This is a genomic window from Sphaerisporangium sp. NBC_01403, from assembly GCF_045040145.1.
In the GTDB taxonomy this organism is placed as follows: Bacteria; Actinomycetota; Actinomycetes; order Streptosporangiales; family Streptosporangiaceae; genus Sphaerisporangium; species Sphaerisporangium viridialbum.
Genome location: NZ_CP109534.1, coordinates 8,945,548 through 8,966,887 on the forward strand (window position 1 = coordinate 8,945,548; position 21,340 = coordinate 8,966,887).

Annotated in this window: 19 protein-coding genes; 7 read left to right on the forward strand and 12 right to left on the reverse strand. The window is 71.7% G+C overall.

Annotation, left to right across the window (positions count from 1 at the left end):
* Positions 1-9: 9 nt before the first annotated feature.
* Entirely contained in the window at positions 10-2,523 is a 2,514-nt protein-coding gene (hrpB, locus tag OG589_RS40355; RefSeq protein ID WP_405143930.1) for an ATP-dependent helicase HrpB, read from the reverse strand.
* Positions 2,524-2,587: 64 nt separating this feature from the next.
* Positions 2,588-2,818: a hypothetical protein gene (locus OG589_RS40360; RefSeq protein WP_405143931.1), complete on the reverse strand. Its 231-nt coding sequence runs from the start codon at positions 2,816-2,818 to the stop codon at positions 2,588-2,590.
* Between the two features lie 317 nt (positions 2,819-3,135).
* On the opposite strand from OG589_RS40360, the gene OG589_RS40365 reads away from it, so the two are divergent.
* The gene (locus OG589_RS40365; RefSeq protein ID WP_405143933.1) at positions 3,136-4,173 is read left to right on the forward strand and encodes a YbhN family protein; all 1,038 of its coding nucleotides are present in this window, start codon (positions 3,136-3,138) and stop codon (positions 4,171-4,173) included.
* On the opposite strand, the gene OG589_RS40370 is transcribed toward OG589_RS40365, so the two are convergent.
* Positions 4,130-4,708 (reverse strand): hypothetical protein, encoded by a 579-nt coding sequence (locus tag OG589_RS40370; protein ID WP_405143934.1) that lies wholly within the window; start codon positions 4,706-4,708, stop codon positions 4,130-4,132. The two genes, OG589_RS40365 and OG589_RS40370, sit on opposite strands and share 44 nt — an antisense overlap.
* Before the next feature lie 157 nt (positions 4,709-4,865).
* Here OG589_RS40370 and OG589_RS40375 point away from each other — a divergent pair, with 157 nt between their 5' ends.
* The gene (locus tag OG589_RS40375) at positions 4,866-5,057 is read left to right on the forward strand and encodes a PspC domain-containing protein (RefSeq protein ID WP_405143935.1); all 192 of its coding nucleotides are present in this window, start codon (positions 4,866-4,868) and stop codon (positions 5,055-5,057) included.
* 52 nt (positions 5,058-5,109) lie between these two features.
* A complete protein-coding gene (gene lipB / locus OG589_RS40380) occupies positions 5,110-5,763 on the forward strand; it encodes a lipoyl(octanoyl) transferase LipB (RefSeq protein WP_405143936.1) in 654 nt (217 codons plus the stop codon).
* 50 nt (positions 5,764-5,813) lie between these two features.
* Here the strand turns inward: lipB and OG589_RS40385 are convergent, their stop codons facing one another.
* The gene (locus OG589_RS40385; protein ID WP_405143937.1) at positions 5,814-7,373 is read right to left on the reverse strand and encodes an amino acid permease; all 1,560 of its coding nucleotides are present in this window, start codon (positions 7,371-7,373) and stop codon (positions 5,814-5,816) included.
* 61 nt (positions 7,374-7,434) lie between these two features.
* On the reverse strand, positions 7,435-8,424 hold the full coding sequence (locus OG589_RS40390) for a phosphotransferase (RefSeq protein ID WP_405143938.1): 990 nt from the start codon (positions 8,422-8,424) through the stop codon (positions 7,435-7,437).
* A 71-nt stretch (positions 8,425-8,495) separates the two neighbouring features.
* Between OG589_RS40390 and OG589_RS40395 the strand changes: the two genes are divergently transcribed.
* Together OG589_RS40395 and OG589_RS40400 are read left to right on the forward strand one after the other, a co-directional pair.
* Positions 8,496-10,937, forward strand: coding sequence for an FAD-dependent oxidoreductase (locus tag OG589_RS40395; RefSeq protein ID WP_405143939.1), 2,442 nt, complete (start codon positions 8,496-8,498; stop codon positions 10,935-10,937).
* Positions 10,938-11,152: 215 nt separating this feature from the next.
* Positions 11,153-12,481, forward strand: a complete 1,329-nt coding sequence (locus OG589_RS40400; RefSeq protein WP_405143941.1) for a cytochrome P450 — start codon at positions 11,153-11,155, stop codon at positions 12,479-12,481.
* 163 nt (positions 12,482-12,644) lie between these two features.
* On the opposite strand, the gene OG589_RS40405 is transcribed toward OG589_RS40400, so the two are convergent.
* Both OG589_RS40405 and OG589_RS40410 read right to left on the reverse strand, forming a co-directional pair.
* A complete protein-coding gene (locus OG589_RS40405) occupies positions 12,645-13,532 on the reverse strand; it encodes a sugar kinase (RefSeq protein ID WP_405143942.1) in 888 nt (295 codons plus the stop codon).
* A 128-nt stretch (positions 13,533-13,660) separates the two neighbouring features.
* Positions 13,661-14,566 (reverse strand): helix-turn-helix domain-containing protein, encoded by a 906-nt coding sequence (locus tag OG589_RS40410; RefSeq protein ID WP_405143944.1) that lies wholly within the window; start codon positions 14,564-14,566, stop codon positions 13,661-13,663.
* Positions 14,567-14,817: 251 nt separating this feature from the next.
* Here OG589_RS40410 and OG589_RS40415 point away from each other — a divergent pair, with 251 nt between their 5' ends.
* Positions 14,818-15,312 (forward strand): ATP-binding protein, encoded by a 495-nt coding sequence (locus tag OG589_RS40415; protein WP_405143945.1) that lies wholly within the window; start codon positions 14,818-14,820, stop codon positions 15,310-15,312.
* A 37-nt stretch (positions 15,313-15,349) separates the two neighbouring features.
* Entirely contained in the window at positions 15,350-16,261 is a 912-nt protein-coding gene (locus tag OG589_RS40420; RefSeq protein WP_405143946.1) for a LysR family transcriptional regulator, read from the forward strand.
* Positions 16,262-16,279: 18 nt separating this feature from the next.
* On the opposite strand, the gene OG589_RS40425 is transcribed toward OG589_RS40420, so the two are convergent.
* From OG589_RS40425 to OG589_RS40445, 5 genes are read right to left on the reverse strand one after another with little or no spacing between them, the layout of a single operon-like run.
* On the reverse strand, positions 16,280-17,083 hold the full coding sequence (locus OG589_RS40425) for a serine hydrolase (protein WP_405143948.1): 804 nt from the start codon (positions 17,081-17,083) through the stop codon (positions 16,280-16,282).
* A complete protein-coding gene (locus OG589_RS40430; RefSeq protein ID WP_405143950.1) occupies positions 17,080-18,705 on the reverse strand; it encodes an amidohydrolase family protein in 1,626 nt (541 codons plus the stop codon). The genes OG589_RS40425 and OG589_RS40430 overlap by 4 nt, the downstream gene beginning before the upstream one ends.
* A complete protein-coding gene (locus OG589_RS40435; RefSeq protein WP_405152219.1) occupies positions 18,702-19,454 on the reverse strand; it encodes an amino acid ABC transporter ATP-binding protein in 753 nt (250 codons plus the stop codon). The genes OG589_RS40430 and OG589_RS40435 overlap by 4 nt, the downstream gene beginning before the upstream one ends.
* An 8-nt stretch (positions 19,455-19,462) precedes the next feature.
* A complete protein-coding gene (locus OG589_RS40440) occupies positions 19,463-20,395 on the reverse strand; it encodes an amino acid ABC transporter permease (protein WP_405143952.1) in 933 nt (310 codons plus the stop codon).
* Positions 20,386-21,270: an ABC transporter substrate-binding protein gene (locus OG589_RS40445; RefSeq protein WP_405143954.1), complete on the reverse strand. Its 885-nt coding sequence runs from the start codon at positions 21,268-21,270 to the stop codon at positions 20,386-20,388. The genes OG589_RS40440 and OG589_RS40445 overlap by 10 nt, the downstream gene beginning before the upstream one ends.
* Positions 21,271-21,340 lie beyond the last annotated feature (70 nt).

Sequence of the window (21,340 nt, forward strand, 5' to 3'; positions counted from 1 at the left end):
CTCGCGGGATCACCCTGGCTTGCGCCGGTTGGTCCCGCGGGTGGGGGCCGCGGCGAGGGGGTCCTCCGGCCAGGGATGCTTCGGGTACCTGCCGCGCAGCTCGGCGCGCACCGCGCGGTAGCCCTCACGCCAGAAGGACGCCAGGTCGGCGGTGACGGCCGCGGGCCTTCCCGCGGGGGACAGCAGGTGGATCACCAGCGGCACCCCGGCGACGCGGGGCGTCGCCTCCCAGCCGAACAGCTCCTGGAGCTTGGCCGCCAGGACCGGCTGGTCGCCGGAGTAGTCCACCCTGATCCGTGACCCGGTGGGCACCGTGACCCGCTCAGGGGCCACCTCGTCCAGCCTGAGCCGCCACGTCAGGAGCCGCCTGAGGGCCGAGGCGACGTCCACCCTGGCCAGGTCGGAGCGGCGGCGCAGGCGGGACAGGTCGAGCCACGTGCCGGCGGCGGCGAGCAGGCCCTCGTCCGAGACGTCCGGCCAGGGCTCGCCCAGCACCCGGTGGCAGAACGCCATGCGCTCGCGCACGGCCACGGCCTCCGGCGTCCAGCGGAGCAGGGACAGCCCCTCCTTGCGCAGGCCGGACACGATCGCGTCACTGACGTCGGCGTCCCGCAGCGGTACCGAGGACAGCTCGACCGCTCCGAGGCGTTCGACCCGCCGTGCGACGACGTCGCCCTCCCAGCCGATCTCGTCCTCCACCTGGTGGAACGGCCCGGCGGCCGCCATGGCGACGTCCTGGTCGATCACCACGGCCTGGCGCACCCGGGCGGAGGCGGCGCCGGCCGGCCGGTCGGCGACCGCGATGGCCAGCCACTCGGCCGAGGCCAGCCGCGAGTCGCGGGGCAGCGTCGCCGCCGTGCCCGAGACCATGAGGTAGCCGCCGGAACGGCGGCGCGCCACCCGCTCGGGGTAGGCCAGCGCCACGACCAGCCCGGCCACCGCGTCGTCGGTGCCGCCTGGACGTGCCTGAGACGTACCGCCCCCGCCTGGCCGTGCCTGAGACGTGCCGTCCCCACCGGGACGTGCCGGAGAGGTGCCGCTCCCGCCGGGGGCGTCCGCGCGTACGGCCTGGGTGAGGCGGCGGGTCTCCTTTCGCCAGTCGCGCGAGCCACCGCGGCGGGCCTCGCGCCACACCGCCACGAGGTCGTCGGGGGCGGAGCGGGGAAGCTCCTCCGACAGCAGGGCGACCACCTCGGCCGCCGCCGGGGGGCCGTCGAGCAGCGCCCGGGCGAGCCGGGGGTGGACGCCGATGCCGGCCATGCGGCGTCCGCGCTCGGTCACGCGGCCGTTCTCCAGTGCGCCGAGCGCGTGCAGCGTGCGGCCGGCCACGGCCATGGAGGCGGCGGGTGGCCGGTCGAGCAGCGCGAGCGCGGAGGCGTCGGGCGTACCCCAGCAGGCGGCCTGGAGGGCGAAGCCCGTGAGGTCGGCAAGGGCGATCTCGGGCTGGGCGTGGTCGGGCAGTCGCTCGTGTTCGGCGGCCGTCCAGCACCGGTAGACGGTGCCGGGGGCCTCGCGCCCCGCGCGCCCGGCCCGCTGGCCGGCGGACGCCCTCGACACCCGCACGGTCGTCAGCGACCCGAGCCCCCGGCCCTGGTCGGTGCGCGGCTCGCGCGCCAGCCCGGCGTCGACCACCACCCGCACCCCGGGGACGGTGAGGCTCGACTCGGCCACCGAGGTCGCGAGGATCACCCGCCTGCGCGGGCCGGGCGACAGCACCGCGTCGAGCGTGTCGGCCCTGCCGTGGACCTGCAGGACGTCGGCCTCCGGCAGGTCGGCCAGCGAGCCGGCCACTCGGGCGATCTCCCCCACGCCCGGCAGGAAGCACAGCACGTCACCGGCCCGCTCGGCCAGGGCGCGGCGTACGACCCCGGCGACGTGGGCGAGCAGCGCGGGGTCGACGCGCATGCCGTGCGGCGGGGCGACGGGCCGGGCGGGAGGCGCCCACACGATCTCGACCGGGTGGGTGGTGCCGGAGGCGTGCACCACGGGGGCGTCTCCGAGGAGCCGGGCCCAGGGGGCGGCGTCCGCGGTGGCCGAGGTGGCGACGAGCCGCAGGTCGGGCCGGAGGGTCGCGCGGACGTCCAGCAGGAATGCGAGCGCGGTGTCGGCGTCCAGGTGCCGCTCGTGGCACTCGTCGAGCAGCACGGCGTCGACCCCTTCCAGCTCGGGATCGCGCTGGAGTCGCTGGAGCAGCACGCCGGTCGTCATGACCTGAACGTGGCGTCCGGCCCTGTGCTCGCCCCTGATGGTGAAGCCGACCTCCTCGCCGACCTCGGACCTGAGCATCCACGCCATGCGCCTGGCCGCCGCGCGGGTGGCGATGCGCCGGGGCTCGGCCACGATCACGCGCCGTGCGGGGCCGCCCGAGTCCAGGCCTGCCAGGACGAGCGGGACGAGGGTGGTCTTGCCCGTGCCGGGAGGGGCGGTGAGGACGGCGGCGCCGCCCTTGTCCAGCGCCGCGCGGAGCTCCGGCAGGGCGTGCCGTACGGGAAGCGCGCCCGCCCGCGCGTCATCCACAGGCATGGTCATCGCCTGCCGGGGTCGTGGATCGCACCTCGTGCCCGTCCTTTTCGGTGTGCGGCATGGCTCAGCCGAGCTGGAGATCGCCGGTGAAGTAGTGCTGGAGCGTGGGCCCGACGGCGGCGACGACCGTGTCCGCCGGGAGTGAGGCGATCGCCTCGACCCTGAGCACATATCGGGTCAGCCCGATGCCGATCAGGTGGGAGCCGGCGAGGATGGCGCGGGTCTCGGCGTTGTCCATGCCCAGGTCCTTGGCGATGGGGCGGAGCACCTCCTCGGTCATGAACTCCTTCAGCATGGCAGGTGAATTCATCTATGTTGAACTCAACGCCGATGAAGTCAACAGGTGGTGAAATAAGATGCATCATCGGAGGCCGTCCTCGGCCTGCTCGCCGTGCCCGTACGGCGCGGTTCCGCCGAGCCGGTCGCACCACGCCAAACGGCAGCCGCTACCATCTGATAGCTGCTGTCGAGTTGACCGCACCTTTCCCGGGCACCGGCCGGCCGACCGCTGTGCCGTTGCGGGAAACCGGCAACAACGGGCCGGGCATCTGTCGCGATCTGGCAATCGTCCGGCCCGCTGATCAACGTCATGATCCTCACGAGGAGGCGATGATGGCGTGTCAGAGTACGGTGGCACCGGCCCAGATCCCGGCGGTGCCCACCCCGTCCAGTGACGGCAAACCCGGCGCGGGCCGCCGGGCGGTCGTACGGCTGCTCGTCGTCGCGGCCGTGGTCTGCGTGGTCGTCCTGTTCCGCGACCGGCTGCCGAGCCCGGCCGAGGTCTGGAAGCTCATCGCCTCCGCGCACCCCGGCTGGCTGATCGTCGCCGTCGTGGCCGAGGCGTCCTCCATGCGGGCCTTCGCCCGGCTGATCCGGCACCTGCTGGTCGCGGGCGGCGCCCAGCTCACGCTGCCGCGCGCCGTCGCGGTCACCTACGCGCGCAACGCCGTGTCGAACTCCCTGCCCGGCGGCCAGGTGCTCAGCGTGGCGTACACGACACGACAGCTCCGCCGTCTCGGGGCGACCACCCCGCTGATCGCCGCGACCCTGCTGCTCAGCGCGGTGTTCTCCACGATGACCTTCGTCGCGCTCGGCGCCGTGGCGCTGCTGGCCGAGCCCGCTACGCGGATCACGGCGCTGTGGGTCTTCGTCGCGGCGGGTCTCGGCCTCGGTGCGCTGCTGTGGTTCCGGCCGAGGACGCCGACCCGGTGGCTCTCCCGCCGCGGCGGCCGTACGGGCGCTGTGCTGGCCCAGCTGCGCGGCGCGCGGGCGGCCATCACGCTCACCCGGCGCGATCGCCTGGTGCTGCCCGGCCTCGCGCTGCTGAACTGGCTGCTCGACCTGGCCTGCCTGGCGGCCGTGTGCGCCGCCACGGGGGTCTCCGTCGGCCCGCACACGGTGCTGCTCGGCTACGTCGCGGCCAAGGCGGCGGGGGTGCTGGCGCTCGTGCCGGGCGGGCTCGGCATCGCCGAGATCGGGATGGCCGCGACCTTCGTCAGCGCGGGGATGACGGGGGTGGCCGCGGCCGCCGTTGTGGCGATCTACCGCCTGATCTCCTACTGGGCCGTGCTCATCGTCGGATGGAGCGCCTGGCTGCTGCTCAACGTCATCGCGACTGGAGGGCGTCGAGAGCGACCGCCATCGCGATGATCAGGCGCCGGTCGAGTCGCGGGTCCTGGATGTCCACGATGTAGCGGTCGCGCAGCCCCCACTTGCGGTCGACCGAGAAGGCGATCTGGGCGCCCACGCCGAAGTCGAAGTGGTAGGGCAGCCACGACAGCGAGTCGACGAACCGGCGCAGCAGGCTGACGAAGACGTTGCGCTCCTGGCCCGTGAAGGTCGGCATGCCGGGCTGCTGGAAGTGCCACGTCGACCGGATCAGCGACGCGGCGAACTCCTTCTTGAAGAAGCCGATCGGCTGGCCGGCGTGGTCCAGGACGTCGTATCCACTGCCCAGGTCGAGCACCTTGCGCGCCTTGAACCCGGCCAGCACGAACTGCCTGGAGTCGTCGGTGTAGAGCGTGACCTGCTCCTTGAACGCCATCCGCTTCTGCTCGGCGAAGGCGACCATCGGACCTTCCGACCCGTCGGGCTGCTCCAGATGGACCACATAACGGTTCACCATCATGGTGATCTTCTGGCGCACGAGCAGGCGCCGCTGTGCCTGCAGGGTCGGGAAATCCACTTTGCTCTCCATGGTCAGGGGATTGCCACCCTAAAGGTTTTGGGGACCGGTTGAATGCGTGCTCCATACCGCGGAATGGGCGACGAATGACTTTCCAGGAACGGGGCAGGGGACACGATCGTTGGGCAGAGTGAATCGAAACGGGGGAGGAGTCGCTATGTACCGGTCAAGAGAGCACAAGATGATCGCGGGTGTCTGTGGTGGCATCGCGGAGAAGTGGGGCTGGGCGCCCACCATGGTGCGCCTGCTGTTCGTTCTCTCCTGCATCCTTCCTGGACCGCAGTTCATCATCTATCTGATCATGTGGGCCTTGATCCCGAAGGCTCCCGCCCGCGCCGGCCAGTGGTGATCCGCTCCGGCCGTGCCGTAAACGTCTATTCGTAGGACGTATGCTCGGAGATGTGAGCGAGCGAACCGTACGTGCACGGCCACTAACCCTGATCCAGGACGACCTGGTCGACTACGAGAAGGCCATGGACCGCATGACCGAGCTGGTCGGCGCGCGACAGCGTGACGACCAGCCGGACACATTGTGGCTGCTCAGCCACCCGCAGGTCTTCACGGTGGGGAAGAGAACCGCCGCAGAGCACCTTCCCGACCCCTCGTACGGCATCCCCGTCGTCCCCACGGGCCGAGGGGGCCAGCTGACCTACCACGGGCCGGGGCAGCTCGTGGGATACCTGATCGTCCAGCTGCGCGCCGACGAGGGGGTCGTCGACTACGTCCGCGAGGTGGAGCTCCGGCTGGTCGAGGCGCTGGAGAAGCTCGGACTCCCGGCCGAGCGCCGCGAGACCCCGCAGGGCTCCGAGCTGCTCACGGGGGTCTGGACGCGCGACACGGGCCGGAAGATCGTCTCGATCGGCATGCGGGCCGGCCGGGGCGTCACCAGCCACGGCTTCGCGCTCAACGTCGACGGCGACCTCGACCCCTGGCACCACGCCGTGCCGTGCGGCATGCCGGAGGTCGACATGACCTCGCTGGCGCGCGAGCTGGCCGAGCCGCCGTCCTCCGAGCAGGTCCGCCGGGTGGTCTCCGAGGTGTTCGAGGCGTCCTGAGGCGCCGAGTACGGCTCGCGCCCGCGAGGCGCGAGCCGTACGGCAGTAGCTCAGGCGGCGGGCTCGGAGTCGCCCAGCGGGACCTCCTCGACGTTGCGGCGGGGCCCGGTGAACCAGTGCCGGGCGGACAGCACCCACCACAGGGCGATGCCGATCAGCACGGCGCCCACCGCGAGCGGCGCGTAGTTCACCGAGGTCCAGGTGAAGTCCTTGCTCCACGGCGCGCCGGCCGGGACGACGGGCAGGATGAAGTAGATCGAGATGACGACGATCTCGATCACCGCGATCCGGCCCATCACCTTGTACTTGCCGCCCAGCGTCCACGGCCCCGGACGGAACGCGGCGCCCATGCGCAGGCGCAGCCAGATCGGAATGAGGAACGCCAGGTAGAGTCCGATCACCGCGATCGAGACGACGGCGAGGAACGCCACGGGAGTCGTGGTGCCCTCCGGGGCGTACAGGGCGGGGACCGTGATCAGCAGGGCCGCGACGCAGCCGGCGATGATCGCGTTGACCGGGGTCTTGTTCTTGTCCACGCGCGACCAGAGCCGCCAGCCGGGGACGGCACCGTCACGGGAGAACGCGTAGGTCATGCGGGACATCGACGTCACGCAGCTCATGCCGCAGAAGAACTGCCCGATCGTGGAGATGCCGAAGATCACGGTGGCCAGGCCGGGCGTCAGCGACGAGGTGAAGATCGCGCCGACGAAGCCGCCCTCCTTGTTGACGGCGTCGACGTCGGTCGCCGCGAACAGGAAGGCCAGGAGCAGCACCCAGCCGCCGATCGCCGAGTAGAAGATCGACTTCCAGAGCCCCTTGGCCGCGCTCATGGCCGCGCCCTGGGTCTCCTCCGACACGTGCGCGCAGGCGTCGAAGCCGGTGATCGTGTACTGCGTGAGCAGGAAGCCGAGCGGCAGCACATACAGCCAGAACGTCGGGCCTGACGAGCTGGAGCCGAAGCCGGAGTTGTTGAACTGCTCGAACAGGAAGCCCACGTTCTGGTGCTTCGACGGGCCGAAGATCAGGATCAGCACGACCGCCGCCGCGCCGAACACGTGCCACCACACCGAGATGTTCTGCAGGATCGAGATCAGCCGGTGGCTGAAGATGTTGATCAGCGCGTGGAGCACCAGCACGATCGCGAACAGCAGGAACGTCTGCCGCAGCGGGTCGCCCTGTGCCCAGCCGTCGCTGAACCTGCCGATGGTGATGTTGAGGAAGGTCGCGCAGCCGTAGTCCACGGAGGCGGTGACCGCGATGAGCCCGATGAGGTTGAGCCAGCCGGTGAACCATCCGTGGATGGGCTTGCCCAGCTTGGCCGCCCACCAGTAGATGCCGCCCGCCGTCGGGTAGGCGGACACCAGCTCGGACATGCACAAGCCGATGATGAGGATGAATACCGAGATCAGCGGCCAGCCGATGGAGATGGCGATGGGCCCGCCGTTGTTCCAGGCCTGGCCGAACGTCGTGAAGCAGCCGGCGAGGATCGAGATGATCGAGAACGAGATCGCGAAGTTGGAGAAGCCGCTCCAGCTTCGTGAGAGTTCTTGCTTGTATCCGAGTTCGGCCAGGCGTTCGGCATCGTCGTCGAGGTAGGACTGCTGGGCCATCAGGCCTCCTTGCGTGGCGCGGGTGGTGCGGTTCCGCGGGTGGTGCGGGGGTGGCTGCGCGTCAGGCCGGTGGGAACGGCGGAGACGGCGCGGTCGGAGGTGAGGGGATGCGCGGATCGGGGTCACGGGGCCGTCGCCGGCCTCGGACGTCGTCGATGAGCAGCCCGAGCCCGGGATCGTTGAGGTCCCGTACGGCCTGCGCGAACTTGTCGGCCGCTTCGGCGTCGTAGTCGAAGTCGGCGGCAGCGGCCTGCTCGGCGAGCAGGCCGTGGTGGACGCTGAACCACAACGTCCAGGTGAAGTTGGACATGATCAGATAAAGCTGGACTCTTGCCGCGGGATCCTCGTCCCCGAAGTAGGCGCGCGTCAACCGCTTGACCATTTCTTGGTCATAATCGGCCTCGGCCGCGATGTCCCCCAGTTCGAACGCCGGGTCGTTGTTGCCCGAGAGCTGGTAGTCGACGATGCGCACAGCCGAGCCGTCGAAGATGAAGTTCTCCGGCAGCAGGTCGTTGTGGCAGGGCACGGCCGGCGGCCGGCGTACGGCGAGGGCGGCCTCGATCTCGGCCACGACCGGCAGCCAGTCCTCGAAACCGGCGGGGATCTTCAGCGCGTGGGCGCGGCAGAGCGCCAGCAGTTCGTCCAGCTTGCGGAAGATCGAGAAGTCGGTCGCGAAGCGCGGCCCCGCGTGCAGGCGGCGGCAGGCCTCGGCGATGCCGGCGGTCATCGCGGGGTCCCGTACGGCCGCGGCGTCGAGCGTCGGCCCGTCGATGTACTCGAGCAGCACCGCGCCGGGGAGGCGGAGCAGCACCTCGGCGCCGACGCCCGCCTGGGCGGCCCTGACGGTGTTGACGATCTCCAGGTCGAGGGGGATGCCCAGCCCGGCGGCCGAGACGCCGGGGTCGAGGATCCGCAGCAGCCAGCGATCGCCCGCCTCGGTGTCCAGCCGGACGATTCGGTGGCTCAGACCGCCCTTGATCTGGGTATGGGTGACCGGTCGGCCGGCCCAGGCCGTGACGAGTTCGAGTGCCGAGCTGAGGACATCTGGCACGCGGGCCTCCTTTGGTCTACCTTCAGACCATTGATCCGATTCTGCGGGTTGGGTGTTACACGGGGGTACCGATGGTGAAACTTCCCGCCGAGGCGCAGGCCGTGGTGGTCGGTGGCGGCGTCGCCGGCTGCAGTGTCGCCTACCACCTGGCACGGCTCGGCTGGACCGACGTCATCCTGCTCGAACAGCACGAGCTGACGGAGGGCACCACCTGGCACTCGGCCGGGTTCGTCGGCCAGCTCAGGTCCACCGTCACCCAGACCCGCATGATCATGTACTCGGCCGGGCTGTATCCCGAGCTCAGGGACCTGACGGGCCTCGACCCCGGCTGGCACGGCGCGGGCGGCCTGCGGCTCGCCACCACCGCCGAGCGGCAGGAGGAACTGCTCCGCCAGGCCGGCGCCGCCGAGACGTACGGGCTCGACATGGACATCCTGTCGGCGGCCGAAGCGCGCGACCTGCTGCCACTGATGGAGGTCGGCGACGTGCGCGCGGCCCTGTGGCTGCCGGGCGACGGCTGGCTCGACCCGGCGAGCCTCGCGCGGGCCCTCGCGGCCGGCGCGGAGAAGCTCGGCGTGCGCATCGTGACCGGCGTCCAGGTGACCGGGCTGGACGTCCGGGACGGGCGGGTGCGCGGCGTCCAGGTCGGCGAGCAGGTCATCGCCACCGAGACCGTGGTCAACGCGGCGGGCGCGGCGGCGGGGAAGGTCGGGCGGATGGCGGGGGTCGACGTCCCCATCGTGCCGATCAAGCACCAGTACGTCGTGACGCGGCCGTTCGGGGTGCCGGCCACGACGCCGACCGTGCGCGACCCCGACAACATCGTGTACTTCCGCGAGGAGGGCGGCGGCATCCTCGTCGGCGGCTACATCCGGACCCCGGAGGTCTGGGAGGCGGCGACTCCGCTGGCCGAGCCGCGCACGCTCTTCGAGCCCAATATGCCGAAATTTCGTGAATCGTGGGAGTCGGCGGGCCGGCGGCTTCCCGACCTCGCCCGCATGGAGACCGGCGACGGCCAGGACGCCGCCGCCTTCGCCAAGGTCGTCCACGGGCCCGAGGCGTTCACCCCCGACGGGGAGTTCCTGCTCGGGGAGACCGCGGTCGCCGGGCTGTGGGTCGCGGCCGGGTTCTGCGTCCACGGGCTCGCCGCCGCGGGCGGCGTCGGCAAGGTCATGGCCGAGTGGATCGTCGACGGCTCGCCGGAGTACGACGTCTTCGGCATGGACATCCGCAGGTTCGGTTCTCACGCGCGGGGCTCCCGGTGGGCGCGTGCCAAGGCACTGGACTCCTACAGCAAGTACTACGACGTGGTGTACCCGGGCGAGGAGCGTACGGCCGCTCGCCCGCTGCGCCGATCGCCCGCCTGGGCACGGCACGTCGAGCTGGGCGCCGAGTTCGGCGAGAAGGCGGGCTGGGAGCGGGTCAACTGGTTCGCCCCGGACGCCTCCGGGGAATCGGGGGAGGAGTTCCGGCCCGCCGGATGGGCCGGGAGGTTCTGGTCGCCCGCGATCCGGGCCGAGTGCCTGGCGACCCGCGACGCCGCCGGGCTGTTCGACCAGACGTCGTTCTCCAAGCTGGAGATCACCGGGCTGGCCGGCCTCCAGCGCCTCTGCGCCAACGACCTCGACCGTCCCGTCGGCTCGGTGGTCTACACCCAGATGCTGAACGAGCGCGGGGGCATCGAGGCGGACGTGACCGTGACCCGGCTGGACGGCGACCGGTTCCGCATGGTCACGGGGACGGCCTTCGGCGTGCACGACGCCGCCTGGCTGCGCCGCCACGGGCTCGACGTGCGGGACGTCACCTCGGCGTACGCGTGCTACTGCCTGTGGGGACCCAAGGCGCTCGACATCCTCGGCGAGCTGACCGGCGACGACCTGACCTTCGGCTACATGCGGGCGCGGGAGATCAGCGCCGGGCTCGTGCCGGTGCTCGCCCAGCGTGTCACCTTCGCCGGGGAGTTCGGGTGGGAGCTCTACTGTCCCTCCGAGTACGGGCTCACCTTGTGGGACACCCTGATGGAGGCCGGCCTGCCGTTCGGCATGCGCCCCGCGGGCTACCGGGCGCTGGACTCGCTGCGGCTGGAGAAGGGCTACCGGGTCTGGGGGCTCGACATCACCCCGGAGACGACGCCCATCGAGGCGGGCCTGGGCTTCGCCGTCCACGGGGACAAGGAGTTCCTCGGCCGTGACGCGCTGGGCGCGCCGCGGTACGCGCTGCGCTGCCTGGTGCTCGCCGACCCCCGGCAGATCTGCCTCGGCGGGGAGCCCGTGCGGGTCGGAGGCGTCCCCGCGTCCCGGGTGACCAGCGGAGGGTACGGGCACCGCGTCGACCGCTCGATCGCCTATGCGTACCTGCCGGTCGGCGAGCCCGGAAGTGCCGGAAGTGAGAGCGCCGAGTTCACGGGCCGGGTGGAGGTCGGCGTCAACGGCGGGTGGGTCGCCGCCGAGATCGCCGGCGAGCCGCTCTACGACCCGAGCAACAAGCGGGTCCGCCGCCTCCCCGGCTCCTAGGGGCATCCAGGGGCGCGGACGGCGGTCCCCGGCTGGGCTTACACCGGTTCGACAGTTCCGGTGAAGCAGGGTTGAGACGTGCCTTGAACGCGCATAGAACTACGCGGTCCTCTTGACTGCCTGGGGCACCTCCACGGGGGAGTCGAGCACCGCGGAGCCGGAACCAGGAGGGAAATCGTCAGGCGGAACAGCACCCGAGCCCGAGGAGGGCAAGCATGGGAACTTCGGCCGATCACAGCCCGGCCAGCACCACAGGCACGGCGAGCACCACAGGCGCACCCCGTAGCGCGGGCGCCTCCACCATGGCCGCCACGGTCAACATGATGGACCTGGAGCTGATGAGGGACCCCTTCGGCGGGTACTCCCGGATGCGCGAGCAGGCACCGCTCGCACGGGGCTCCTTCTTCGGACGCGGCACGGGGATCTGGCTGGTCACCAGGTACGACGACGTCAAGATGGTGCTCGGAGACCCGCGGTTCGTGAACAACCCGGCCAACGTGCCGGGGCTGGACATCGAGAACATCCGCGAGAAGGAGATGGAGGCCCGGGGCATCCCCAAGGAGTACGCGCAGTACGTGCTGGACAGCGTCCTGGACGCCGACGGCGCCGACCACATCAGGCTGCGCAAGCTGGTGTCGCGCACGTTCACCGCCCGCAGGGTCGCGGAGCTGAGGCCCCGCGTCGAGGAGATCACGGAGGACCTGCTCGACAGGCTCGCCGGCACGGCAGAGGGCGGTGTCGTGGAGCTGATGGAGCACTTCTCCTACCCCCTGCCGATCACCGTCATCTGCGAGCTGGTGGGCATCCCGGAGGAGGACCGCGCGCAGTGGCGGGAGTGGGGAAAGGCGCTCGTCACACTGCAGGCGGGAGGCATGGCGACCGCCCTGCGGGACATGATCACGCACATCCACGAGCTGATCGAGCGGCGCCGCGCGGCCCCCACCGGCGACCTGCTGAGCGGCCTCATCCGCACGCACGACGAGGACGGCGACCGGCTCAGCGACACCGAGATGGTCACGCTGGTCCTCACCCTCGTGCTGGCGGGGCACGAGACCACGGCCCATCTCATCGGCAACGGGACCGCCGCCCTGCTCACCCATCGCGAGCAGCTCGACCTGCTCAGGAAGGACCCGGGGCTCATGCCGCGGGCCGTCCACGAGCTCATGCGCTGGTGCGGCCCCGTCCAGGCCACCCGCCTGCGCTACGCCGCCGAGGACGTCGAGATCGGCGGTATGCCGGTGCGCAAGGGCGAGGCGGTGATGGCGGTGCTGGTCGGAGCCAACTACGACCCCCGGGAGTTCGACCATCCGGAAAGGCTCGACATCACCCGCGAGCCGGACGGGCGCCGGGAGAACCACGTGGGGTTCGGGCACGGCCTGCACTACTGCCTGGGCGCCGCGCTGGCCCGCCAGGAGGGCGAGGTCGCGTTCGAGGCGCTGCTCCGGCGCTTCCCCGACCTGGCGCTGGCCGTCGACCCGTCCGAGCTCGAACGCCAGCCGATGCCGGGTTCCTGGCGGCTGGCCCGGCTGCCGCTGAAACTCTGACCCGCCCGGCGAGCCGTCGCCCAACCGGATCGGCGAGGGATCCGGTCGCGCCATGCGTGGTTCGCGTCGTCCAGTACGGCCCGGCCGGCCGCCGCCTCAGGCCGGGCCGGTACGTCCCGGCCGCGAGCGCTTTCGGGTCGGTGTCCTCAGAAGGGCGGTGTCCTCAGAAGGTGAGCGGGGGAAGCTCGGTGCGGGTGGGGAGGCCCTGCCAGGGGCTTCCGCTCGCCACCGCGAAGGCGGCGAGCGCGCACCCGCGGCGCAGGCGGTCGGTCGGGTGCAACTCCTCCAGGAGGCCGCTGAGATACCCGGCGGCGAAGGCGCCCCCGGCTCCAACCGGGTCGACGACCGTCACGGGCGCGGCCTGCGCGTCGTACCGCATACCGTTCACCGTGGCGCTCGCGCCCTTGGCGCCCCGGGTGACCACCAGCTCGCGGATCGTTCCAATGACCGGCTCGATGAGCTGGAGCTCGTCCTGGTTGGCGAAGAGCACGTCGGCTCCCGTCGCCAGCTCGTTGAGCGCCTCGACGGCCTCCTGGCGGTCGATCCAGAGCTGCGGCCGGTAGTTCACGTCCACGGAGACGGCCGTGCCGGAGTCCCTGGCGAGCTTGATCGCGTGGTGCGCCGCGCTCCAGGCGGTGCCGCTCAGCGCCGGGGTGATGCCGGTGACGTGCAGCACCTTGGCCGACTGCAGGGCTCGCGCCGGGACGTCGCCCGGCCCGAGCCGGGACCCGGCGGACCCGCCGCGGTAGTGGACGACGTGGCCGACCCGGCCGATGCGCCGCTGCCTGATGACCAGACCGGTGGGCGCGCCGGGGTCGGACTGCACGTGGGAGACGTCGACCCCCTCGCCGCGCAGCACCGTTACGACCCTGGCGCCCAGCTCGTCGCCGCCGACCCGCCCCAGCCAGGTCACGGAGTGCCCCAGCCGGGCGAGTCCGACGGCGGCGGTGAGCTCGGCGCCGGCGACGTCGAGACGTACGTCGGTGTCGTGGCGGAGACGGTCGGCGGAGATGACACCGAGCGCCTCTCCAAGCGTGAAGACCTCGGTCATATCAGGATCTTTCGTGCCATGCGAAACGCCCATCTGCCGCTGATGGCCGAAAGCATGGCAGAGACCAATGTCACTCACAATGACATGACGACTTCGGCATCCCATGCGGCATGGCCGGTGGTTCCGCCTCACATCTCCTTGAGGAACGTTTCGAGGAACCGCCTCGACTCGGCCACGGTGGAGGCCTCGACGCACAGGCGGTCCATGACCTTCATGTACGGGTCGGTCTCCTCGCGCTTGTCGAGGTACAGGGCGCTGGTGAGCTGCTCCATGTAGACGACGTCGGGGATCTCGCGCTCGTCGAACCGCAGGATGGTGAACGGCCCACCGGCCGCCGCGTGCCCGCCGTGGCCGAACGGGACGATCTGCAGGGTGATGTTCGGCGAGGCGGTCAGCTCCAGAAGGCGCTCGACCTGCGCGCGCATGACCTTCGGGCCGCCGAGCGGGCGCCGGAGCGCCGCCTCGTCCACCAGGGCCCAGAACCTCGGCCCGTCGGGGGAGGTGACGCGCCGCTGCCTGGCCATCCTCAGCGAGATGCGGCGGTCGATCTCCTCGGCGGACGCGTCCGCGTGGCCGAGGATGATCACCGAGCGGGCGTAGTCCTCGGTCTGGGTGAGACCCGGGACGAACTGGATCTCGTACGTGCGGATGACCGAGGCGGCCTCCTCCAGCCCGACGTAGAGCTCGAACCACGTGGGGAGCAGGTCGCTGTACTTGTGCCACCAGCCCGGCGCGTTCGCCTGCTCGGCCAGCGCGAGGAACGTGGCGCGCTCGTCGGTCTCGCCCACGCCGTACATGGTGAGCAGGTCGGCGACGTCGCGGGACTTGAAGCCGACCCGGCCGAGCTCCAGACGGCTGATCTTGGCGTGGGAGGCGCGGATGGCCTCGCCCGCCTGCTCGCGCGTGATGCCGTTGGCCGTGCGCAGCCGGCGCAGCTGGGCGCCCAGGAGGATGCGCAGGGCGGTGGGGCCGCCCCGGGAGTGGGCGGCGACGCGCCCGTCACCAGTTTCGTCAGAGCCCAGCGCCGAGATCATGCGAGCTCCCTGGAGCCTCGGATGAATGAGCCGTCAGTGTCTCATCCCCGGGGCCCCGTCGTATACGGCCCCTCGGCCTTTCCGGTCTGCCCAGAAGAATCCAGGTTGTAGGAGTGAATGTCACAGTTCCGTGGGAAAAGAGCAATCTGCACGTGCATCTGTTCTTGCATCTGTACGGCACGTGAAGGAAAGATTGACTCTCCCACGTCATGTCCCGACCGCGTGAACGGCCCAACGTAGTGAGGACCTTGATGACCGCACACCTGGCACGCCGGCAATCCGTTGTACGGGGCGAGGCTCCCTGGTGGCTGCTACCCGCGATGGAGGACAACCTCTGGGAGCCGGTCGCCGAGCTGCGGGCCCTCGGCCGTACGGGCGCGTCCGTCAAGGTGGCACGGGACTTCACGGTGACGACCCTGAACAACTGGGGTCTCGACGAGCTGATCTGCGACGCCCGCCTGGTCGTCTCCGAGCTGGTCAGCAACGCCGTGCGGCACGCCGGGGAGCCCACCCGGCTCCGCCTGCTCCACCGTGCCTCCCACGTGGTGTGCGCGGTCTTCGACCCCGAGGACCGGCCGCCGGTCGTCACCGAGGCCGACCACCTCGCCGAGAGCGGCCGGGGCCTGTGGCTGGTCGAGAGCCTGAGCCGCTCCTGGGGCTGGCGGCTCCAGGAGGGCCGCGGGAAGCTGGTCTGGGCCGCCTTCACCGCCCCCTTGGCGCTCGGCCGCGGCCGCACCTCCGCCTGAGGTCCGATCTGCCCTGGCCTGCGCTGATACTGGGGAGGTGCTGAGCAGTCACCGCCTCAGGGTGCTCCTTGAGGTCTTCCGTACCGGGAGCATCGCCGGGGCCGCGCGGAGCCTGCGGCTCTCGCCCTCGGCCGTGTCCCACCAGCTCTCCCGCCTTGAGGACGAGGCGGGCATCGGGCTGGTCGAGCGCGACGCGCACAGCCTGCGGCTCACCGCGGCCGGGCGCCGGCTCGCCACCCGGGCGCAGGAGGTGCTCGACATCATCGAGGCCGCGGAGAAGGACCTGCTCGCCCAGGCGCGTGCGGACGCCGGGCAGCTCAGCATCGGCTTCTTCGCCTCCGCCGGCTACCGCCTGTTGCCCCTGGCGCTGTCGACGTTCAGCGCGCGGCACCCCGGCGTGGAGCTCGACCTGGTGCTGGGCCAGCCGCACGAGCTGCTTCCCGACCTCGAACGCGGCGCGCTCGACGTGCTCGTGGTGTTCGAGAACGCCCTCGACCCCTGGAAGGCCCCCGACGGCGTCGAGGTGATCCACCTGTTCGACGAGCCGCAGCTCCTGGTCGTGCCGGTGGGCCATCCCGCAGGGCAGCGTCCCCGGGTGCGGCTCGCCGACCTGGCCGACGAGCCCTGGATCACCACCTACGGCACCGACACGCCGGTCTCGGTGCTGGAGCGGGCGAGCGCGCTGGAGGGCTTCAGCCCGGCGATCCGCTGCCGGAGCGACCACTACGAGGTCACGCTCGGGCTCGTACGCGCCGGGCTGGGCGTGGCGCTGGTGCCGAGCCTCGGCGCGCAGGGCGCCACGGGGATCCACGTCTGCCGGGTCGAGGGGCCGAAGCTCTTCCGCCGCATCGGCGCGGCCATCCGGCCCACCAACCCGAACCCCGCGCTGCGCTCCTTCATCGACTACCTGCGCGACGCCTCGGCCCAGCTGCGCGTCGCCCAGCGCTGACCGGCCGCCCCCAACCGGTCAGTCGCGCCGCAGGGCCAGGGCGCCGATCCGCAGCCCGGCCTGCCGTACGGCCTTGACCAGGTCGTGCTCCCGGCCCGCCGGTCCACTGGCCAGCACGGCGTAGCCGATGCGGCGCGCCCCGGCCAGCACGCCCACATCGGTGCGCACACCGGTGTCGGTGCCGGTCTTGTTCGCCGCCCACACGGTGCCGGGCGGCACCACCGAGGGGACGTCGCGGTCCTCCGGCTCGTGGGGGAGAAGGGCGGGCACGAGGCTCCTGTCGGTGTTGTGCGCCATCCAGCCCAGCAGCATGGCCTTCCACGGCGCGTCCTCGTCCGGGCCGTACGTGATCAGCAGGGTGGCGAACCGGGCCAGCTCGGCGGCCGTGCCCACGGCGAAGGTGGGCGGGTGCTCCGGCAGGCGGGGCTCGCGGATCAGGTCGAGGACGCGGGTGCGGGCGAACCCGAGGTCGCCCGCCCTCTCGTTGACCCGGTCGAGCCCGAGCCGCCGCAGCAGCGCGTTGGTCGCGGTGTTGTCGCTCACCGCCGCCGTGAGCAGGGCCAGGTCACCCACGGTCCACTGGCGGGCGGTAAGGCCGCGCAGCAGGCCCGACCCGCCCCGGTAGTCGTCGTCCAGCAGCGTCACCCGCTCGGCGGGGTCGAGGGACCCCGAGGCGACGCCGCGCGCGACCTCGGCGAGCAGCAGGAGCTTGCCCGCGCTCGCCAGCGGCAGCTCCACGTCCTCGTTCAGGGCGAGCAGGCCGGGCACCGAGACGGCCAGCGTCCCCGGGCACTCGTCTCCCAGGGATTCCAGGTCGATCATGTGGCGAGCACCGTTCCCGGGCGGGCGGCGGTCGGGGTGCCGTCCCTGACCACGATCTGCCCGCCGACGACCACGGCGCCGATCCCGGCGGGAGGCAGGAGCGGCTCGCCGAACGTGGCGCGGTCGGCCACGGTGGCGGGGTCGAATACTACGAGGTCGGCGTGGGCGCCGTCACGGATCACCCCGCGACCGGCGAGCCCGAAGCGGGCGGCGGCCATGCCGGTCATCTTGTGCACCGCCGCCTCCAGCGTGAGCAGGCCGAGGTCGCGGCCGTAGTGCCCGAGGACCCTCGGGTAGGTGCCCGCCCAGCGGGGATGCGGGCGCCCGCCCGGCTTGGGCACCCCGTCGGAGCCGATCATCGCGTACGGCGAGGCCAGCACCCGCCGCACGTCCTCCTCCACCATGGAGTGGCTGATGATCGTCACCTCGCCGTCCTCGGCGATCAGCAGCTCGGCGGCGACGTCGACCGGGTCGGCGTCCCTGGACGCGGCCAGCTCCGCGACCGTACGGCCCTCGATCTCGGGGTGGCGCGGCGCGCAGGCGATCGAGACGCGGTCCCAGCCGCCGTTGCCGACGGTGTTCTCCCAGCCGGGGACGCCCTCGGCGATGGCCCTCCGCATGCGCTCGCGCTGGGCGGGGTCGGCCAGCCGCGCCGCCAGCACCGCGTAGCCGCCGTCGTTGGCCCACGGCGGGAGCATCGCGGCGAGGGACGTGCTGCCCGCCGTGTACGGGTAGACGTCGCAGGTGATGTCCATGCCCCCGTCGCGCAGTTCGGCGATGCGGGGCAGGGTGCGCGAGGTACGGCCCCAGGCGTACCTGCCCGCGGTCTTGTGGTGGGAGACGTGCAGCGCCGCGCCGCTCCGGCGGGCGATCTCGACGGCCTCCTCCAGTGCCTCCTCCACCCGGGACATCTCGTCGCGCAGGTGCGTGACGTACGGCTTGCCGTGGCGGGCGGCGACGGCGGCGAGCGCGACCACCTCGTCGGTGCCCGCGTACGTGCCGGGGGTGTAGATGAGCCCGGTCGACAGGCCCGCGGCCCCCTGGGAGAGCGACAGGTCGAGCAGCGAGCGCATGGCGCCGAGCTCCCGCGGGGTCGCGGGGCGGTCGACATGGCCCATCACGCCCGCGCGGAGCGTGCCGTGGCCGACGAGGGAGGCGAGGTGGTTGGCCCGGGGCAGCGCGGAGTGCGTCGCGGCGAACCCCGCGAAGTCCCGAAATATCCCGACCTCGCCGCCGAAGGTGATCCGGGTCTCGCCGCGCAGCTCCTCCAGCCGCTCGGGGAGGGCGGGGAAGAGGCTGGAGCCGCAGTTCCCGCAGATCTCGGTGGTCACCCCCTGGAGCACCGACGCCCAGACGAGCGGGTGGTCACCGTCCGTGCCGATCAGGACCACGCCGTCCGAGTGGGTGTGGACGTCGATGAAGCCGGGCGCGACGGCCATCCCCTCCGCGTCGAGCACCTGCCGCGCCTCGGCGGGACGTCCCGGCGGCAGAAGTGTGACGCGCCCCCCGGCCACGCCGACGTCGGCGGCCCGCGCCGGGCCCGCCGTGCCGTCGACCACGAGACCACCGCGCACCAGCAGGTCGAAGCGCTCCGGACCGGCGCCGGACGCCGCGCGGTTCACAGGACCTGGCCGAGGAAGGCGCGGAAGCGCTCGTGGCGCGGGTCGGCGAGTACCTCGCGAGGGTCGCCCTGCTCGACGATCGCACCGTCGTCGATGAACACCAGGTGGTCGCCGACCTCGCGGGCGAACCCCATCTCGTGGGTGACCACCATCATGGTCATGCCGCTGCGGGCGAGGTCGCGCATCACCGCCAGCACCTCCTGGACCAGCTCGGGGTCGAGCGCGCTGGTCGGCTCGTCGAACAGCATCAGCTTCGGGTCCATGGCCAGGCTGCGCGCGATGGCCACCCGCTGCTGCTGGCCCCCGGAGAGCTGCGCGGGGTAGTGGTGCGCCCGGTCGGCGAGCCCCACCCGCTCCAGCAGCTCGACGGCCCGCCGCCGCGCCTCCGCCTTCTTGGCGCCCTTGACCGTGACCGGGCCCTCCATGACGTTCTCCAGCGCCGTGCGGTGCGGGAAGAGGTGGAAGCGCTGGAACACCATGCCGATGCCCTGCCGCTGCCGGCACAGCTCGGCCGGGCGGAGCAGGTGGAGCCGCTCTCCCTGCTCGTGGTAGCCGATCAGCTCGCCGTCGACCCAGACGCGGCCCGCGTCGATCGTCTCCAGGCGGTTCACGCAGCGCAGCAGGGTCGACTTGCCGGAGCCCGAGGGCCCGACGACGCACACGACCCCGCCGGCCGGCACGTCCAGGCTGATGCCCTTCAGCACCTCCACCGGTCCGAAGCTCTTGCGTACCGAGCGGATCCGCACCATGGGTTCGGTCACGACGCCCCTCCCCTCGCGAACGGCCGCAGGTTGCGGCGGACCCGCGCGGACACCGCGTGGTGCCCGCGCTCGAACCGCTTCTCGACGAAGTGCTGGCCGATGCTGGCCAGCGTGGTGAGCACCACGTACCAGATCGAGGCGACCACGAGCATCGCGATGACCTCGAAGTTGCCGAGGTAGATGCGCTGGGCAACGGTCAGCAGCTCGGCGCCCGCGATGACCGACACCATCGAGGTCGTCTTGAGCATCGAGATGAACTGGTTGCCGGTCGGCGGGATGATCACGCGCATGGCCTGGGGGAGCACGACCCGGCGGAGCACCTGGCGGTGGGACATGCCGAGCGACTCGGCCGCCTCGCGCTGGCCGGGGTCCACCGAGCGGATGCCCGCCCGCACGATCTCGGCCATGTACGCGCCCTCGTTGATCGCCAGGCCGAGCAGCGCGGCGGTGAACGGGGTGATCAGCTCGTTGGCCTGCCACTCGACCAGCTTGGGACCGCCGAAGGGGATGCCGATGCTGAACGCAGGGAAGACCAGCCCGATGTTGAACCAGAAGATCAGCTGGACCAGCAGCGGCGTGCCGCGGAAGAACCAGGTGTAGAGCGCGGAGGCCCCGCGCAGCACCGGGCTGCCGGAGAGCTGCATCACGGCGGCGAGCACGCCGAGCGCCAGGCCGATGGCCATCGACAGCACGGTGAGCTGGATCGTCACCCACAGGCCGCCGAGGATCCTGCCGTCCACGAGGAAGGACGCGATGACGTCCCAGTGCAGGTTCTCGTTGACGATGATCGTGTAGGCCAGCCAGACCAGGAACAGCGCGGCCAGCGCCGCCGTGACCCACCGCCCGGGGCGGGGCGGGCGCACCGCCTTGATCGGGAGCTCGTGCGGCACGGGCTCCCGGACCATGCCGGGTGAACGGCTCACTGCCATGGCTTGGTGTTCACGAGCACCTGGGGAACGGCGTTGGCGCTCACCCCGTACTGGTCGAGGATCGCCTGGTAGCCGCCGTCGGCCAGCAGTTCCTCCATGGCCTTGGCCACGGCGTCCCGCAGGCCCTCGTCGCGCTTGTCGATCGCGATGCCCCACGGCCCCGCGTCGTACTGCTCGGAGAGCACGTCGTACTTGCCGGTCTCCTTGGCGTACATCGCCGCGACGGGGGAGTCGACGATCGTGGCGACCGCGCGCCCGGAGTCGATGCTGAGCAGCCCGGTCGGGGCGTCCTCGCTCTGCATGATCCGCATCTTCTCGGCGCACTTGTCGTTCTGCCGCTGGCCGATGGCGAGGTTCGAGCTGCCCTTGGCCAGCACGACGGTCTTCCCGCAGAGGTCGTCGAGGGTCTTGACGCCCTCCGGGTTGCCCTTCTTCACCATGATCGCGCCGCCGGCGTTGAAGTAGTCGACGAAGTTCACGGCCGCGCGGCGCTGCTCGGTGTCGCTCAGCGAGGACATCACCAGGTCCCAGCGCTTGCCCTGCAGTCCGGGGATCAGGCCGTCGAAGGCGGCGTTCGTGATCTTGACCTTCAGCCCGAGCTTGGCGGCGATCGCCGCGGCGAGGTCGGGGTCGACGCCGGTCAGCTCCTGGGTGCCCTTCTTGTACATCTCCATCGGCGGGTACCCCTCGGAGGTGGCGACCCGGAGCTCCCCGGCCGTGCGCAGCGCCTCCGGCACCAGGTCCTTGGCCGTCTTGGCCTGGGCGGCGGCGGTGCTCCTGCCCGTCTCGGCCCCCGACGACGAACGCCCGCAGCCGCCGGCGACCGCCGTGAGAGCCAGCGTGGCGGCAATAGCCACATATAGGCGCTTTGTCATGGAATCTCCTATTTTGCTGGTACCTGACCATATGCTGGCGACGGCAGGTCTCGGTCCCAACGGTCATGAA